Origin of the sequence: Paraburkholderia sp. SUR17 (genome assembly GCF_029536165.1) — a bacterium.
Classification (GTDB): Bacteria; Pseudomonadota; Gammaproteobacteria; order Burkholderiales; family Burkholderiaceae; genus Paraburkholderia; species Paraburkholderia kururiensis.
This window is the reverse complement of record NZ_CP120509.1, coordinates 449,377-464,366: the sequence shown is the minus strand read 5'-3', so window position 1 is coordinate 464,366 and position 14,990 is coordinate 449,377. Positions and strand designations below refer to the sequence as shown.

Below are 14,990 nucleotides of genomic sequence, written 5' to 3'. Positions count from 1 at the left end.
CGACCGAAGCGGCGGCCTCGCCGGCCGCCGACCGCTTGCGCCTGAAAACTGCTGTTTTATGCCGCGTTTTTCCAGGGCGCCTTCGCAAGTCCCCACACGGGGCTCGAAATCGCCATGTCCATGTCGCGCGCGAAGATCGCGAAACCGTCGTAGCCGTGGTACGGGCCCGAGTAGTCCCAGCTGTGCATCTGGCGGAACGGCACGCCCATCTTCTGGAACACGTACTTTTCCTTGATGCCCGAGCCCACCAGGTCCGGCTGCACCTGCTCGACGAACTTCTCGAACTCGTAGCCTGTCACGTCGTCGTAAATCAGCGTGCCGTCTTTCACGTAGTGCGTGGTGCGCTGATAGTCGTCGTTGTGGCCGAACTCGTAGCCCGTGCCCACCACGTCCATGCCGAGGTCTTCATACGCGCCGATCACGTGGCGCGGACGCAGCCCGCCCACGAACAGCATCACCTTCTTGCTCTGCAGGCGCGGCTTGAACTTCGCGATCACGGCGTCCACCAGCGGGCGGTACTTCGCGATCACGCGTTCCGCGTTCGCCTTGATGGTGTCGTCGAAATGGCTCGCAATCTCGCGCAGGCTCTTCTCGATCATCGAAGGGCCGAAGAAGTTGTATTCGACCCACGGAATGCCGTACTTCTCTTCCATGTGCCGGCTGATGTAGTTCATCGACCGGTAGCAGTGCAGCACGTTGAGCTTGGCCTTCGGCGTGTTCTCCAGTTCTGCGAGGGAGCCGTCGCCGGACCATTGCGCGATCACGCGCAGGCCGATTTCTTCGAGCAGAATGCGGCTCGACCACGCATCGCCGCCAATGTTGTAGTCGCCGATAATCGCCACGTCGTACGGCGTGGATTCGAACTCGGGGCGCTTGGCCGCATCCGTCTTGTCGAACACCCAGTCGCGAATGGCGTCGTTCGCCAGATGGTGGCCAAGCGACTGGCTCACGCCGCGAAAGCCTTCGCAACGCACGGGCACAATCGTGTGGCCTTCGTACTGCTTGCTCTTCTTCTTCGACACGGCCTCGATGTCGTCGCCGATCAGACCGATCGGACATTCGCTCTGAATCGAGATGCCCTTGTTGAGCGGGAACAGCTCCTGAATCTCGTCGATGATCTTGTCGAGCTTCTTGTCGCCACCGAACACGATGTCCTTCTCCTGGAAGTCGGACGTGAACTGCATGGTGACGAACGTGTCGATGCCCGTGGTGCCGATGTAGTAGTTGCGGCGCGCGGCCCACGAGTACTGGCCGCAGCCCACCGGGCCGTGGCTGATGTGAATCATGTCCTTGATCGGCCCCCAGACCACGCCTTTCGAACCCGCGTAGGCGCAGCCGCGAATGGTCATCACGCCGGGCAGCGATTTGATGTTGGACTTCACGCCACAGTCGGGCTTGCCCTCTTCGAAGGTTCCCAAATGCTTGGCGCGCCGCTTGGCCATTTTCTCGGGATAGGCCTTTAGCACTTCGTCGATCAGGGCCTTGTTCGCGGCCTTGCGCTCTTCAACCGTGGCGGTCATGGAATGCTCCAGATGTGAAAATTGTGCGTCGCTGCATGACGGCCCGCGCGCGGTGCGCAACGCGCGGGCGGCCGTCTCTGCGGGTTCAGGCGACCAGTTCGTCGGCCGTCTTGCCAACCTGCGATTCGTCGATCGCCTTCATGATGCCGTGCTCCATCAGCAGATCTTCGAGCTGGTCCATCGTGATCGGCGTCGGGATCGTGCCGTTGCCGGCGTTGTTGTGGATCTTGCTCGCGAGCTGGCGATACTCGTTCGCCTGGCTCGAATCCGGCGCGAACTCGATCACCGTCATGCGGCGCAGTTCCGCGTGCTGCACGATGTTGTCGCGCGGCACGAAGTGGATGAGCCGCGAACCGAGCATGCCCGCGAGCGCTTCGGCCAGCTCCAGTTCCTTGTCGGTCTGGCGCTCGTTGCAGACGAGGCCGCCCAGGCGCACGCCGCCGCTGTTCGCATACTTGAGAATGCCCTTCGAGATATTGTTGGCCGCATACATGGCCATCATCTCGCCCGACATGACGATGTAGATTTCCTGCGCCTTGTTTTCACGAATGGGCATGGCGAAGCCGCCGCACACCACGTCGCCCAGCACGTCGTACGACACGTAGTCCACGCCGTCATACGCGCCGTTTTCCTCGAGGAAGTTGATCGACGTAATCACGCCGCGGCCGGCGCAACCGACACCCGGTTCCGGACCGCCCGATTCGACGCAGCGAATGTCCTTGTAGCCGATCTTCATCACGTCATCGAGTTCGAGGTCTTCCACCGAACCCGCTTCTGCTGCGAGCGAGAGGATGGTGTCCTGTGCTTTCGCGTGCAGGATCAGACGCGTCGAGTCGGCCTTCGGGTCGCAGCCGACGATGAGGATCTTCTGGCCGAGGTCGGTGAGCGCCGCGAGCGTGTTCTGCGACGTGGTGGATTTGCCGATGCCACCTTTGCCATAAAAGGCGATTTGCCGAAGTTGAGACATTCACGTTCTCCAGTTCAGGAATAGGTTGAAACGAGGGGTGCGTACCAAAGCCGAAAAGCAGAGCTGCCAGGCAGACTGCAAAGCTGCGACCAGGTCCTCAGCCGGTGGTGTCCGTATGGTCTTCTTCTCTCGATTCACGCATGGGCCGGAGTGTGTCCGCGGACGGCTCCAGTGCAGCTTCCGTGCCATCTTTCGCGCGATCTGTCGAAAAACTTCGGAATCCCCGCTATAGCGGGCTTTGGGCGCGGTTCAGGGTATTTGCGCTGCGGCGTTGTAGCGCGTGCGACGCGACAGTCGCGCTGTCGGCTTCCCGACAAAAGCGTGGGCGTTTCGTCGCAAACAACACCGTGTGCGAAGGCCCTGGCGCATGCGCTCATGCGTGAGTGGCGTGTTTTGTCGCTGGTACGGTTGTTGCACCGCAGCCGGCCATGAACCCGCTCACCGTTCCTGTTGTGGATGCCAGCCACGCTTCACCGCATTTCGAAGCGATAGGCGGCGAAGCCGCGGTCACACGCCTCGTGGATGCGTTCTACCGGCAGATGGACACGCGGCCCGACGCACGCGTCATTCGCGCGATGCATGGCCCCGACCTCGCGCCTGTGAAAACCGTGCTCGTGCGGTATCTCTGCGAATGGCTGGGCGGGCCGAAGCGCTATTCGGAAGAACGCGGCCACCCGCGGCTGCGCATGCGTCACGCCGCCTTTTCCATCGGCGCGGCCGAGCGCGACGCATGGCTTGCCTGCATGCGCGCCGCACTCGACGAAACCGGCACGGATGCGGCGCTACGCGACAAGCTGATGCTCGCGTTCTTCAAGATCGCGGACTGGATGCGCAACAACGGCAGCTGAAAAGGCAGGCGTTGTGCCGACGAAGTAATGAACGAAATGAAGCAAAACGAAGCGGCAATCTGCGACGCAGCCGCCCTCGAAGCTATGTAGCCAAGGAATCCGCCATGACCGACACGCTCATCCGCAAGGAACTCGACAACACCGCCCTCGCCCGGCTGGAACAGGAAGGCCGCTTGCTCAACCCGGTCTTCAAGGGGCTCACGAACACGTTCGGCCGCGTGGGCTTTCGCGGCGAACTCGCGCTGCGTTTCGCACCGAAGCTGGCCGACGAGGCTCGGCCGCCCGAGCTTTCGTGCGAGCAGGTGATGGCCGTCGCGAAAACCGGCGAGCCGCAGCTGCCGTTCTTCGCCGGCTGGCTGCTGAGCTTCGAGCATCTGAAGGACGTGGCCGAAGTGCTGGGCGAAGCATTGTCCGCGGGTGGAAAGTACTTTCTGTTCTGCGACAACATCGACCTCAGCAAGCGCTACCAGGTGCCGTACAAGGGCGCGATGTTCTACGTGCTGCCCATCCTCGAATCCACGGTCTACAACGAGATGCTCGAACTGCTTTACCTCGAGAAGAACGACCTGAAGAAGAAGGACACGGCGGGCAAGCTCGACGCGATTGCCGACGCGGCGCTCCGCTTCGACGTGACCTTCGACACGATCACCTACGCGGAAGGCCTCGAATTGATGGGCCCCGTGCGCGACCCCAGCGAGAACCGGCCGGTCTGAAGACCGGTTGAACGTATTCGTGCCCTGCTCGTGGCGCACCGCTTTGCCGATGCGCCACGACGTACCCACCCTGACAGCACCCCGAACCGGAGCGCGCTCATGTCACTGCACACCGACATCGTCCCCGTCGTGCGCGAAAGCGCCGGCCGCCGCGTTGTACCGTCCGCTGATACGAGCACACAAAGCAACGTACCTGCAGCGCTCGCAACGTGGCTCTCGATTCACGACTTCCCCGACTTTCATTCACGCAGCTACGAAGGCGTCACGCCGCTCATGCTGGCGTCGCTGCATGGCGAGGACAACGTCGTCGCCGCGCTGCTCGAAGCAGGCGTGTGCCTCGACGCGCTCGACGACGAGGGCAACAACGCCCTGTGGTACGCGTGCCTGGGCGGCGCGCCCGCCACGCTTCTGCGCCTTGTTGAAGCGGGCATCGAGATCGACCACGCGAACGACAGCGACATCACCTGCCTCATGCAGGCCGCAGCGAGCGGCCGCGTCGAAGTAATGCAACTGCTGCTCTCGCTCGGCGCGAGCGAAGGGCTCTATGCGCCGGACGGCCGCAACGCACTCGACATGGCCGCCGACCGCGGCTTCGAACTGCTGCGCACGGCACGCCGTCTGGACAACGACAAACGCAACGGGTCCTCGCACCATGCGTACACGGCCCTTCAGATCATCGACGCCGCGCACCCCGCCAACGCGGCGGAGGTATTTGCGCTCGTCTCAGACAAGGCCGCTTGAGCCGCAGCACGCCACCGCGGCCACACGAGGAGCAACGCACATGGCTCACATCACGTTCTACGAGAAGCCCGGTTGCGGCGGCAATGCGAAACAGCAAGCGCTGCTCGTGGCCGCGGGTCATACGCTGGAGGTGCGCAACCTGTTGCGTTGGCCATGGACACCGCGCACGCTGCTCGCGTTCCTGGATCCGCTGCCCGTGCCCGAGTGGTTCAACCGCGCGGCGCCCGACATCAAGTCCGGCCGCATCGTGCCCGAGTCGCTCAACGCCGGCAACGCGCTCGCGCTGCTGCTGGCTCATCCGCTGCTGATTCGCCGCCCGCTGATGGAGGTGGGCGACGCGCGCATGGTGGGCTTCGACATGGCCCGCGTGCATGCATGGATAGGCCTTGGACACGAGACCGCCGTCGCCCGCATGCCGCCGTCTCTCGAAGGCTGCGCCGCCGCGACGAGCGGCTGCGATGCCCCGTCTCATTGAACAGGAGTCTTGCGATGCCGCTTTACGACTATCACTGCCGTGATTGCCAGTTGCAGTTCGAAACGCTGGTGCGCGCCGGTACCACGCCTGTCTGCCCGCGCTGTGGCAGCGCCGCGCTCGACAAGCAGGTCAGTGCGCCCGTGCCGCCGGGGCGCAGCAAGGCCATCATCGCGTCGGCACGCCGTCAGGCCGCGCGCGAAGGGCACATGAGCAACTATTCCGCGGCCGAACGCAGCAAGCTGCTGCGTCAGCGCTGAAGGTACGGCCTAGATCGTCATCCGAAACAACGCGCCCTGGCGCTGACGATGCACGCGCAGCCACAGCAGCGTTGCAGGCACCAGGGACTCGCACGCGAACCACAACGCGTCGTCATGCTCAGCGCCGGGCGGCAGCGCGAGCCGTGCACGCACGCGCTGCCAGCCGATCCAGTCGATCTCCGGCATCGCCGCGCATATCGGTTCGCTGAGGCCCAGTGCGCCGTCCGCCAGCCTTAGCAACTGGCGATGCACCTCCGTGCGCGTGAGCCGCGAGCGCAACAGTTCGTCGCGCCCGATCCCTTCGGCCAGCGTCATCACCACGATGCCAGCCTGCTCGACGATGGACAGCCGGGCGCTGTCCTCGATCGCGCGCGCTCCGTTCATGGCGCCGTTCCGCTCAAACAAAGCTGAGCAGTTCGACCGTTACGGCTTCGTCGCCCAGCACCGCCTGGCACGCGAGGCGCGATTTCGAACCCACGCCCACGATCGTGTCGAGCTTCTCGTTCTCGGTGCGCTGAATTTTCGAAAGGCTCTTGCGCCCTTCCTGCACGAACAGATGGCACGATCCGCATTCGGCCTTGCCGTCGCATTTGTGCGCAATGTTTTCGCCCGCATCGCGCAGTGCCTGGAGCAGCGTGGTGCCGGCCGTCACGTCGTAGGTCTTGCCCGAAGGCAGTACGGTCAAAGTCGTCATGATGTGATGTGTAACGTGGAGAGTGGGAAGGTAATGAAAGGCGCCGGCTCAGGCTGCCAGCGCAGGTTGCAACGCGCTCACCAGTTCGTCGGCGAACGTCGCGAGCGGCATGGAAATGCGGGTGATCTGCTGCTCGGCGAGAAAGCGTGCCTCCATGCGCGTGGGCTCGTCGGGCAGCACGGCCCAGTGCGTGCCCGACGAACGCTTCATGATCTGCCGCGCGAAGCTGCGCGCCAGCTGGTCGTCAAAGCGGCAGCCCAGAAACAGGAAGCTGCGGCCGCTGCGCCATGTCTGCACGGCGGGAGGAATCGGCGTCTGGATGTCGATCTCGGTCAGCACCTCCACATAGTCGCTGTCCGACACGAGATAGTTACCCGCAGGCGCATGCGAGCCGATGGGCTTGTAGAGCAGTGCGCCGGCCGCCGGCACGTCTTCGAGCGGCGCGCCCACTGCATCGTAGGCACCGAACCACTGGCCGAAGTGCTCCGCCTGCGAAAGCCCCTGCACCTGCGCCCACCGGCCTGCGGGCCGCGCGTCGGCCAGCGCGGTGGCGAACGTGTCGTCGTACCAGCTATCGACGTACAGCCCCGCGCCGCTCGCCGCGAGCGCGCGGTGCAGCGCCGAAGGCACGGGCGTTACGCCGAACGCCTCGTTCATGAGGCTCACCACCGACTTGCGATGCTTGAAGTTCTCGATGAACTGCGCGGCCTGCGTGAGCCGGTTGCGGATCTTGTGGGGCACGGAAACGCGGGCGGTCATGATCTGCGCGAGCGCCCCGGCAGTGGCCGGCACCCGGACGTCGTCGCACAGCGCGAGCATGCCGGGCCCCAGATACGGCACCACGTTGCCGTCTTCGATCTGGCGGGCAATGTGCTCGATTGAAACGGGAAGGCTCATGAATGCGGTCCCTCAGAGGTAAATGGCGGCGCCCGCGCCCACGTTCGTCGCAGTGTCCTTCAGCGTCTTCACGATGTAGCGCACCTGGTCCGCGTCGAGTTGCGTGTGCAGCGGCAGCGCAAGCGCGCGGTCGCCGATGCGTTCGGTGTCGGGCAGCGTGCCGCGTTTGCGGCCAATCGCGTCGCCCGAATTCATGTAGTGGAACTGCTCGTGCAGCGGGTGGCTGTAGGCCGCTGTTTCCACGCCGCACGCTTTCATGTCGTCGATCATCTGTGTGCGTGCACTCTGCGTGAAGCGCTTGCCGAGGTGCACGACGTAAAGCATCCAGTGCACTTCCTCGACGTCTTCTGCGAGATAGGGCGGCTTGATGCCTTCGAAGCTCTGCATCGCTTCGTGATACCAGGCTTCCACCTGTTTGCGTCGTGCGAGCCGGTCGTCGAGCCCGGCCAGTTGCGCGAGCCCGAGCGCGGCCGTGAGTTCGCTCATGCCGGCCTGCAACGGCACGCGCGCGCCCACCGAGACCGACTCGCGGTCCGCCACGCGCCGCTGGCGCAGGTAGCGCAATTCGTGCGCGAGGCGCTCGTCGTCGGTTACGAGCATGCCGCCTTCGCCGGTGCACAGCGCCGAGGGCGAGGAGAAATCGAACACCGATACATCGCCGAACGTTCCGACGTTGCGGCCCATGTAGCGCGAGCCGAGAGCCTCGGTGCTGTCTTCGATCAGCGTCAGGCCGTGCGTTTGGGCGAGTTCGCGCAACGGCCCCCACGCCGCGGGATGCCCGTTGGTGTTGCCGGCCAGAATGGCGCGCGTGCGCGGGCCGATCTTCTGCTGCGCCTTCGCTGCACTCAGGCAGCCGCTCCAGTAGTCGATGTCTGCGAAGACCGGCGTTGCGCCCGCGAGCGTCACGGCCTGCGCCACCTGGTGCCACGTGTGCGACGCGCAGATCACCTCGTCGCCTGCGCCCAGACCGAGCGCGCGCAGCGCGATCCACGTGCCCAGCGTGCCGCTCGCCACGGCCACGGCGTGCGCGCGACCACACCAGCCGGCAAACGCCGTCTCGAACGATTCGAGCAGCGGACCATCGCTCCAGCGCGACGACTGCAACACCGCGTTGACGAGTTCAAACTCGCGCGGGCCGCACGTGGGCTCGCTGAGCGCAATTTCATCGAGTTCCATGCGCGGCTCCGTCTTCGGCAAAGATCACCATGTTGGCTTCGCCGGCCTCGTGCGTGACGGATACGCACATGCCGTCCGACCTCGCGAAGTACGCGCGGCGCGCGCCGCATTCGAGCGCCGGCGTTTCGTCGCGCATCTCGTCGGCGCCGATGCGCAGCGTGCGCACGCCGGGATAACGCTCGCGCCAACTCGCGGCTGCATCGAACAGGGTGGGCGCCGTACGCAGCACTTCGGCAATCACCTGCACCTGGGTCGTATCGAGCGCCATGTCAGTCCTCCACGTCGGCCAAACGCCGCGCTTCCACGGTAATGGGCAGCGTGGTGTCGGCCGCCATCTCGGGCAGCTCGAGCCGCCAGCCGTTCGCGAGCGTGACGAGGCCGCCCCACATCTGCGGGCTCGCCATCGAAACGATAGGCTCCTCGAGATCCTTCTTGGGCACGTAAGCGGTCAGCGTGCCCTTGCTGTCCTTGCGGATCATGACTTTCACGACGGAAGCTCCTGGGTTCGAGGGGAATTCATGCGGCGTGCGCGGCATCGCTCTGAAGCGACGACGCAAGGCCCGGGTCAAGCAGCGGCGGCAACGCCGCCAGCAGGTATTCGATATCGCGCGCGGACGTTGTTTCGCCGAGCGACAGGCGCACGGCAGCCAATGCCTCGTCGCGCGAGACGCCCATTGCGGTCAGCACGTGCGAGGGTTCGCTGCCCCCCGACGAACACGCAGCACCCGACGACGCACACACGCCGAGCTGATCGAAGCGCTGCAACACGACATCGGCGGACACCATGCCGAAGCGCAGATAACTCGTAGAGGCGACGCGCGGTGCCGCGGCCGAAAACACGTGCACGCCGGGCACCGCTTCCTGCAGCCCGCGTTCGAGCGCATCGCGCAGTTGCGCCACGCGTGCGGCCTTTGCCTCGACGTCGCCCAGCGCATCGAGCGCCGCCGCGAACCCCGCAATGGCCGGCAGATTCTCCGTGCCGCCACGACGATGCCGCTCCTGGCTGCCCTGCATCTGCGGCAGCAACGTCACGCCCTGGCGCAGCAGCAATGCACCGATGCCTTTCGGTCCGCCGATCTTGTGTGCCGACAACGAAACGGCGTCGGCGCCGAACGTGGCGAAATCGAACGGCACCTTGCCCACGAACTGCGTCGCATCCACGTGCATGCGGGCACCCGCAGCCCGCGCCCGTGCGTACACGTCCTGCACGGGCATCAGCACGCCGGTCTCGTTGTTCGCCGCCATCAGCGAAACGAGCGCGACGTCGGGGCCGATCAGGCGCGCTGCGTGGTCCAGGTCGAGCGTGCCGTCCGCATGCACGCCGATGAAGTCCACCGGCACACCCTGCGCAATCAGCGCTCGCGCAAGCGCGAGGTGCCCCGCATGTTCGACGGCGCTGAACACGATGCGGCGACGGCCCGTGCCCTGTGCCGCCGCGTGAAGGCCCAGCGCCGCGAGGTGGTTCGCTTCGGTCGCGCCGCTCGTGAAGATCACTTCCGCAGGCTTGCAACCGAGCGCGCTCGCCACGCGCGCCCGCGCCGCCCCGAGCGCGCGCTTCGCCTGCTGCCCCTGCCGATGCTGCGACGACGCGTTGCCCCACACGTCCGTCATCGTGGCCAGCACGGCCTGCACGACGCCCGGCGTGGGCGGCGTCGTCGCGTTGTGGTCGAGGTAGATCATGGTGGGCTCCGTCGGTCGCGCGGGAACGTCAAGCTTCAAGACCGCGCTTCATGGCCAGAACACGCGCGCGGCGTCCACGCACAGCATGTCGAGCAGCGCCGTCAGATCGAGGCTCGCGCACTGCTCGTCCCATTCGTGCATGACGTGATTGCGTGCATGCAGATGCCACATGCCGTCCGCGTCGCGCGTGAGCCAGGCAATGTCGATCACGCCGCCGTCGCGGTCCACGTTGCGCGAACAGCACGGGCTTTCGATGCGATACCCGTCCGCCTCATGCGCCACGCGGGGGCGCACGTAGCGGTACCGCACGCGGTTGCGCAACGCACGCTCGATCTGGTGTTGCGTGAAGTCCGCCACGGGGCTGCTGTCGGGCCACACGCGGCGTGACGCCTTCACGGCCCCGCCGCCTCGCACGGTGCGCGCAATCATGGGCGCACCTCGTCTTCGGGTTGCAGCCCTGCGGGCGCCGGTGCGATCTCGTCTTCCGTGCAGCCCACTACCTGCCTGCCGAACTCGACGAGGTACACCGGCTCGCCGTTCTCCACCACGTGCCCTACGTTGACGATCTCGCCCAGCGTGCCCGCCGTGACGAGGCATTCGTCCTGCGCGCAGTCGGGATAGCTGCCGTCGTTGCAAAGGTCGTCCAGCGCGACCACGCGCATGCCCCAGGCGTAGGCCGGCTCGATGGGTACGATGTTCATCGCGTGCAGTCCTCCGCTTCGTCATGCGCCTCGCGGTCGGCATGCATGTTCTCGTCTTCGGCATGGCCCGCGTCACGGCGTCCCAGCGCCGCAAGCGCCGCCGCGCGTTCGCCCAGCCGTTCGAGCACGTCGTCGGGCAGGTTGTCGAGCGTGCACAACTCCTTTGCGCGCATGCCGACGCGGTGGCCGCTTTCCACGAAGTCCACCGCGTAGATGTAGAACTGCTGCAAGAACGTGTCGATGCGCGTGACGTAGCCGATATCGCCCTTGCTCACGAGCACGTCGCCGATATCTTTGCCCGTATAGGTGCCGTCGTTGCGCACCACGGTGCGGGCAATCACGCGCTCGCCGAAGGCAAAGCGCGGCGGAAAGGCGATCTCGATGGCATCGTCGTCGCGGTTGATGTCAGCCATGGTGTGCTCGGGCCTGGGCTTCTCTGTAGCACCGCTCTTCGTCCTTGCGTGCCACCGCGACGCACGGGGTATCGCCACACAGCGCGTCGATGCGTTGGCGCGCAACGGCGCGCACCTCGTCGTCCGGGTCGGCCAGCAACGGGGTCAAGGCGTGCGGCTGCGCGCGTTGTGCGGCCTCCCAGCGCACGCGCCAGTCCTCGTCGTCGAAGAGACGCGTGACGAGCGCGGCAGGCAGGCGCGCCGCGACGATGCGGCGCACTTCGGGTTCCGTGTCGTCGGCCATGCGCAGCAGCGCGGGCATGTCAATGCGTTCGGCCACGCGCATTCTCACCACGCGGTCGGCGTCGCGGGCCATCAGCGGCAGCAGCGCAGAAGGCAGGCGCCTTGCGACCCATTCGCGCACGCCGTAGTCCGGGTCCGTGCGCAGATGAGCCAGCGCCTCGGGCGCGAGCCGCTGCGCAACGCGAATGCGCACCTCGCGATGCGGGTCGCCCGCCATGCGCGCGAGTTGCGCCTGCGGCAGACGCACCGCAATTTGCAGGCGCACGGTTTCGTCGGGATCGTCAATCAGTGCAGGCAGACGGAACACATCGGCATGGCGCGCCGCGATGGCGCGCACCTCGAAATAAGGGTGATCGAGATGCGCGTTGCCCAGTTCGGGATGCCAACGAAAGAAGCGGTCGATGCGACGCGCGTAGGCGTCCTGCATGCAGGCGTGGCCCGGCTCGCAGCCCGCTTCGTCGGGCAGCGCACGCAGTGCCTGGTGCGGGCACGCTGCGCAGTTCACCGGCCCGCCCTGCCAGTGACGCGGCGGAATGTCTGCGGAAGGGGCGCGTCGCGTGTTCATGGTTGTGCCGCCCAGCCGCGTGCGGGGTATGCGTGCCGTGCCGCGAAGCCGTCGGCATCCGCATCGGCGTCTGCCGCCTCTTCGTGGCGCGTTAGCACATGCAGCAGCAACGCGCTGCCCACCTGGTCGTCGGGATCGAGGCGCCGCAGTTCGTCGAGGCGCGTACGCGCTGCCTCAAGCTCGCCCAGCCGCATATGCAGATACGCGAGCCCCTTCAACGTGAACAGATAGAAGCGAACCGCCGCGTCGTAGCGCACGGCGTCGTGCGACGGCGGTACTACATCGAAGCGCGTGCCGAGCGCCGCGCGTGCCACGGCAAGCGCCGCTTCGCCCACGTTGCGCGCCTCGGGCAGCCGATGCCCATAGAAGTAGAAGCGATACAGCGCAATGAGCGGCGCCGGGTGATCGGGCGCCATCGCGCGAGCCCGTTCGAGGCACGCCAGCGCCTCGTCGGGACGGTCGCGCAGCCGGCTCGCTTCGGCCACAAGCTGCCCGGCTTCAGGCGCGAGGCCGCCGCCCAGCGCGGACAGCGCGAAGCGCGCCATCGCGTCGTCAACGCCCTGCCCTTCGGCTGCTTCGAACGTGAGCGGCTGCGTCATGGCATGGGCCTGCGTCAGGACGCCTGCGGCGGCAACGGCGGACGACCCCGCCCAATCGCGCCCACGTCGATGCGCGCCACGCCCGGCTCGCTCGCGCCCGTGCTGCTGCACGCGCACGGCGCCTGGTTCTGGCTCACGAACGTGAGGCCCGATTGCGTCGGCGTATCGACGAAGTCGATCGTCACGCCGTCCAGCAACAGCCGGCTCTCGGCGGGCAGGAAGAGCAGCAGGTCGCCCACCTCCAGCGCCTGCTCGCCTTCCTTGAGCGCCGCCTCGGCGCTGAACTCGGCCTGATAGCCGGAGCAGCCGCCCGGGCTCACGAGCAGACGAAAGCCTGCGCCTGCGGGCAAGCCCGAAAAGCGCACGATGCGGCGCATGAATTTCTCCGCGGCGGGAGTGACGGTAACGTGGGGCAGCATGGTGCAGGGGATCTCCAGTTAAGGCAGTCGAGCGGTCAGGCAACGGCGCGGCGCGTGCCGGCGCTCACGCCTGAACGATGCAGCCGTCCACGGGGCACACCGCGACACACTGCGGGCTGTCGAAGTGGCCGTCGCACTCCGTGCACTTCTTCGGGTCGATCGTGAACACGCCGCCTTTCTCGCTGATCGCGACGTTGGGGCACTCCGGCTCGCATGCCGAGCAGCCGGTGCAAGTCGAGCCAATGATCTTCAGGGCCATGGGGACACTCCTTTGAATGGTGATTCGTGTAACTGATGCTGAACGGGCCGCGTGTCATGCAGCCCGCTCGCGTGGTCCGCTTATGCGCTGGCGAATAAATGCCGCTACGCCGCCGCCCCCGCGACCGAGCCCGTGAACGCGCCCTGCCGGATGGCCGCGTCGCCGCGGTCTTCGTGCACGATGGCGCCGCTCGCGATGCGTTCGCGGTAGCCGTTGAACCAGGCCAGCGCGGCTTTTTCGATGAACTCGCCCACGTACTGATCCACGGGTTCGATGCCCGCCTGCGCGAGTTCATCGCGCGGGCAAGCGCCGATCTTCGCGACCAGTACCGCATGGCAGTCGTTGATGGCGCGCACGACAGACGGCAGTTGTTCGTCGTCGCCGTAGCCGCCCTGGCAGTACAGGTCCACGCGGCGATGGCCGACGAACAGCGCTTCGGTCGCGCTCACCTCGAAGATCTGGAATTCGGTGACGTGGCCGAAGTGCTCGTTCACGCGTCCACCGCCCTTCGTCGCGACCGCCACCAGCACCTTGAGGTCATCGGCTACGTCGATGGCCTGCGCGGCGGCCAGCGCTTCCTGCTTCGCTGCATGCTGCGCCTCGCGTTCCGCCTCCACGCGGCTCTGGTATTCGCGGCGACGGTCGAGGTCGTAGACCACTTCCATCTGCTCGATCTTGTCGAGCGTGAATTCCTCGCTGCGGTCTTCGCCCAGCAGGCCCACCGCGTCCGCACGGCACTGGCGGCAATGGCGCATCAGGTTCGCACCGCCCATGCAGGCGTCCTGCACGGCCTTCAGTTCCTGGGCCGTCGGGCCGCGCTGGCCCGTGAGGCCGAAATGCGTGCCGTGCTCCGCTTCGGAAATGAGCGGCATGATGTTGTGCAGGAACGCGCCGCGCTTTTTCACCTCGCGGTTCACGTCGATCAGATGCGTGTCGTTGATGCCCGGAATCAGCACGGAGTTGATCTTCGTGAGCACGCCGCGCGCCGTGAGCATTTCGAGCCCCTTCATCTGCCGCTCGTGCAGAATCTGCGCGGCTTCGTAGCCGGTTACGCGCCGGTGGTCCCAGAAGATCCACGGGTAGATCTTCGCGCCCACGGCCGGGTCCACCATGTTGATGGTGATGGTGACGTGGTCGATGTTGTACTGGCAGATCTCGTCCACGAGGTCCGGCAGTGCGAGGCCGTTCGTGGAGAGACAGAGCTTGATGTCGGGCGCCTGCTCCTGAAGCATGCGGAACGTGTCGAAGGTTTTCTTCGGATTCGCAAGCGAATCGCCTGGGCCCGCAATGCCGAGCACGGTCATCTGCGGAATCTCGCTCGCTACGGCGACAACCTTCTTCACGGCCTGTTCGGGCGTGAGCTTCTGCGAGACGACGCCGGGCCGCGACTCGTTCGAGCAGTCGTATTTACGGTTGCAGTAGTTGCACTGGATGTTGCACGCGGGCGCGACGGCCACGTGCATGCGTGCGTAATGGTGATGGGCTTCTTCGGAATAGCAGGGGTGGTTCTTCACCTTCTCCCATATTTCGGCGGGCATGTCGTCGGGGCCGCCCGACGAACCGCAGCTCGCCTTGCCGTCGCCGCCCTGCGAACCGCAGCCGCCGCCAGCTGCGGGCACATCGATGGTCGAGCCGAGCGGCTTGATCTGCCCGATGCCGATATAGGCGGCAGCGGGTAGCGTGCTGGCATTCGCGCGATCTTGCATGGATATCTCCTCGCAACCGTGGGTGGCTACGCGTGGAGATAAAAGCCAGATCCATGCCATTCACGCAGGGCCCGCGAA

The 14,990-nt window shown here is 65.9% G+C and carries 22 protein-coding genes; 5 read left to right on the top strand and 17 right to left on the bottom strand.

The window, feature by feature from the left end; translation table 11 throughout:
• Positions 1-56: 56 nt before the first annotated feature.
• Together nifD and nifH are read right to left on the bottom strand one after the other, a co-directional pair.
• Entirely contained in the window at positions 57-1,520 is a 1,464-nt protein-coding gene (gene nifD / locus P2869_RS19525; protein WP_017773470.1) for a nitrogenase molybdenum-iron protein alpha chain, read from the bottom strand.
• A gap of 85 nt (positions 1,521-1,605) precedes the next feature.
• A complete protein-coding gene (gene nifH, locus P2869_RS19520; RefSeq protein ID WP_277599246.1) occupies positions 1,606-2,487 on the bottom strand; it encodes a nitrogenase iron protein in 882 nt (293 codons plus the stop codon).
• A gap of 428 nt (positions 2,488-2,915) precedes the next feature.
• Between nifH and P2869_RS19515 the strand changes: the two genes are divergently transcribed.
• The 5 genes from P2869_RS19515 (at position 2,916) to P2869_RS19495 (ending at position 5,521) form a co-directional block, all read left to right on the top strand.
• Positions 2,916-3,335, top strand: a complete 420-nt coding sequence (locus P2869_RS19515) for a group II truncated hemoglobin (protein ID WP_277599245.1) — start codon at positions 2,916-2,918, stop codon at positions 3,333-3,335.
• Positions 3,336-3,439: 104 nt separating this feature from the next.
• The gene (locus P2869_RS19510) at positions 3,440-4,048 is read left to right on the top strand and encodes a hypothetical protein (protein ID WP_277599244.1); all 609 of its coding nucleotides are present in this window, start codon (positions 3,440-3,442) and stop codon (positions 4,046-4,048) included.
• 99 nt (positions 4,049-4,147) lie between these two features.
• Entirely contained in the window at positions 4,148-4,789 is a 642-nt protein-coding gene (locus tag P2869_RS19505) for an ankyrin repeat domain-containing protein (RefSeq protein WP_277599243.1), read from the top strand.
• A 40-nt stretch (positions 4,790-4,829) separates the two neighbouring features.
• Positions 4,830-5,264 (top strand): ArsC/Spx/MgsR family protein, encoded by a 435-nt coding sequence (locus tag P2869_RS19500; protein WP_277599242.1) that lies wholly within the window; start codon positions 4,830-4,832, stop codon positions 5,262-5,264.
• A 14-nt stretch (positions 5,265-5,278) separates the two neighbouring features.
• Entirely contained in the window at positions 5,279-5,521 is a 243-nt protein-coding gene (locus P2869_RS19495; RefSeq protein ID WP_277599241.1) for a zinc ribbon domain-containing protein, read from the top strand.
• Positions 5,522-5,530: 9 nt separating this feature from the next.
• On the opposite strand, the gene P2869_RS19490 is transcribed toward P2869_RS19495, so the two are convergent.
• The 15 genes from P2869_RS19490 to nifB all read right to left on the bottom strand — a co-directional run bounded on the left by P2869_RS19490 (position 5,531) and on the right by nifB (position 14,912).
• Positions 5,531-5,905, bottom strand: a complete 375-nt coding sequence (locus P2869_RS19490; protein ID WP_042302354.1) for a hypothetical protein — start codon at positions 5,903-5,905, stop codon at positions 5,531-5,533.
• Between the two features lie 13 nt (positions 5,906-5,918).
• On the bottom strand, positions 5,919-6,215 hold the full coding sequence (locus P2869_RS19485) for a 2Fe-2S iron-sulfur cluster-binding protein (RefSeq protein ID WP_026121177.1): 297 nt from the start codon (positions 6,213-6,215) through the stop codon (positions 5,919-5,921).
• 48 nt (positions 6,216-6,263) lie between these two features.
• Positions 6,264-7,112: an SIR2 family protein gene (locus P2869_RS19480; RefSeq protein ID WP_277599240.1), complete on the bottom strand. Its 849-nt coding sequence runs from the start codon at positions 7,110-7,112 to the stop codon at positions 6,264-6,266.
• 12 nt (positions 7,113-7,124) lie between these two features.
• The gene (locus P2869_RS19475; protein ID WP_277599239.1) at positions 7,125-8,288 is read right to left on the bottom strand and encodes a DegT/DnrJ/EryC1/StrS family aminotransferase; all 1,164 of its coding nucleotides are present in this window, start codon (positions 8,286-8,288) and stop codon (positions 7,125-7,127) included.
• The gene (locus tag P2869_RS19470; RefSeq protein ID WP_199542121.1) at positions 8,275-8,556 is read right to left on the bottom strand and encodes a hypothetical protein; all 282 of its coding nucleotides are present in this window, start codon (positions 8,554-8,556) and stop codon (positions 8,275-8,277) included. Before P2869_RS19470 ends, P2869_RS19475 begins: the two co-directional genes overlap by 14 nt.
• A 1-nt stretch (position 8,557) precedes the next feature.
• The gene (gene nifT, locus P2869_RS19465; protein ID WP_026121175.1) at positions 8,558-8,776 is read right to left on the bottom strand and encodes a putative nitrogen fixation protein NifT; all 219 of its coding nucleotides are present in this window, start codon (positions 8,774-8,776) and stop codon (positions 8,558-8,560) included.
• Positions 8,777-8,804: 28 nt separating this feature from the next.
• A complete protein-coding gene (locus P2869_RS19460; RefSeq protein WP_277599238.1) occupies positions 8,805-9,968 on the bottom strand; it encodes a cysteine desulfurase family protein in 1,164 nt (387 codons plus the stop codon).
• Positions 9,969-10,016: 48 nt separating this feature from the next.
• Positions 10,017-10,397, bottom strand: a complete 381-nt coding sequence (locus P2869_RS19455; protein WP_277599237.1) for a hypothetical protein — start codon at positions 10,395-10,397, stop codon at positions 10,017-10,019.
• The gene (locus tag P2869_RS19450) at positions 10,394-10,669 is read right to left on the bottom strand and encodes a nitrogen fixation protein NifZ (RefSeq protein WP_277599236.1); all 276 of its coding nucleotides are present in this window, start codon (positions 10,667-10,669) and stop codon (positions 10,394-10,396) included. The genes P2869_RS19455 and P2869_RS19450 overlap by 4 nt, the downstream gene beginning before the upstream one ends.
• Positions 10,666-11,082, bottom strand: a complete 417-nt coding sequence (locus P2869_RS19445; protein WP_277599235.1) for a nitrogen fixation protein NifZ — start codon at positions 11,080-11,082, stop codon at positions 10,666-10,668. The genes P2869_RS19450 and P2869_RS19445 overlap by 4 nt, the downstream gene beginning before the upstream one ends.
• Positions 11,075-11,929 (bottom strand): 4Fe4S-binding leucine-rich repeat protein, encoded by an 855-nt coding sequence (locus tag P2869_RS19440; RefSeq protein ID WP_277599234.1) that lies wholly within the window; start codon positions 11,927-11,929, stop codon positions 11,075-11,077. Before P2869_RS19440 ends, P2869_RS19445 begins: the two co-directional genes overlap by 8 nt.
• A complete protein-coding gene (locus P2869_RS19435; protein WP_277599233.1) occupies positions 11,926-12,528 on the bottom strand; it encodes a hypothetical protein in 603 nt (200 codons plus the stop codon). The genes P2869_RS19440 and P2869_RS19435 overlap by 4 nt, the downstream gene beginning before the upstream one ends.
• Positions 12,529-12,542: 14 nt before the next feature.
• On the bottom strand, positions 12,543-12,947 hold the full coding sequence (locus P2869_RS19430) for an iron-sulfur cluster assembly accessory protein (protein WP_126876006.1): 405 nt from the start codon (positions 12,945-12,947) through the stop codon (positions 12,543-12,545).
• A gap of 64 nt (positions 12,948-13,011) precedes the next feature.
• Positions 13,012-13,206, bottom strand: a complete 195-nt coding sequence (locus tag P2869_RS19425) for a 4Fe-4S binding protein (protein WP_017773450.1) — start codon at positions 13,204-13,206, stop codon at positions 13,012-13,014.
• Positions 13,207-13,310: 104 nt separating this feature from the next.
• On the bottom strand, positions 13,311-14,912 hold the full coding sequence (gene nifB, locus P2869_RS19420; protein WP_277599232.1) for a nitrogenase cofactor biosynthesis protein NifB: 1,602 nt from the start codon (positions 14,910-14,912) through the stop codon (positions 13,311-13,313).
• Positions 14,913-14,990 lie beyond the last annotated feature (78 nt).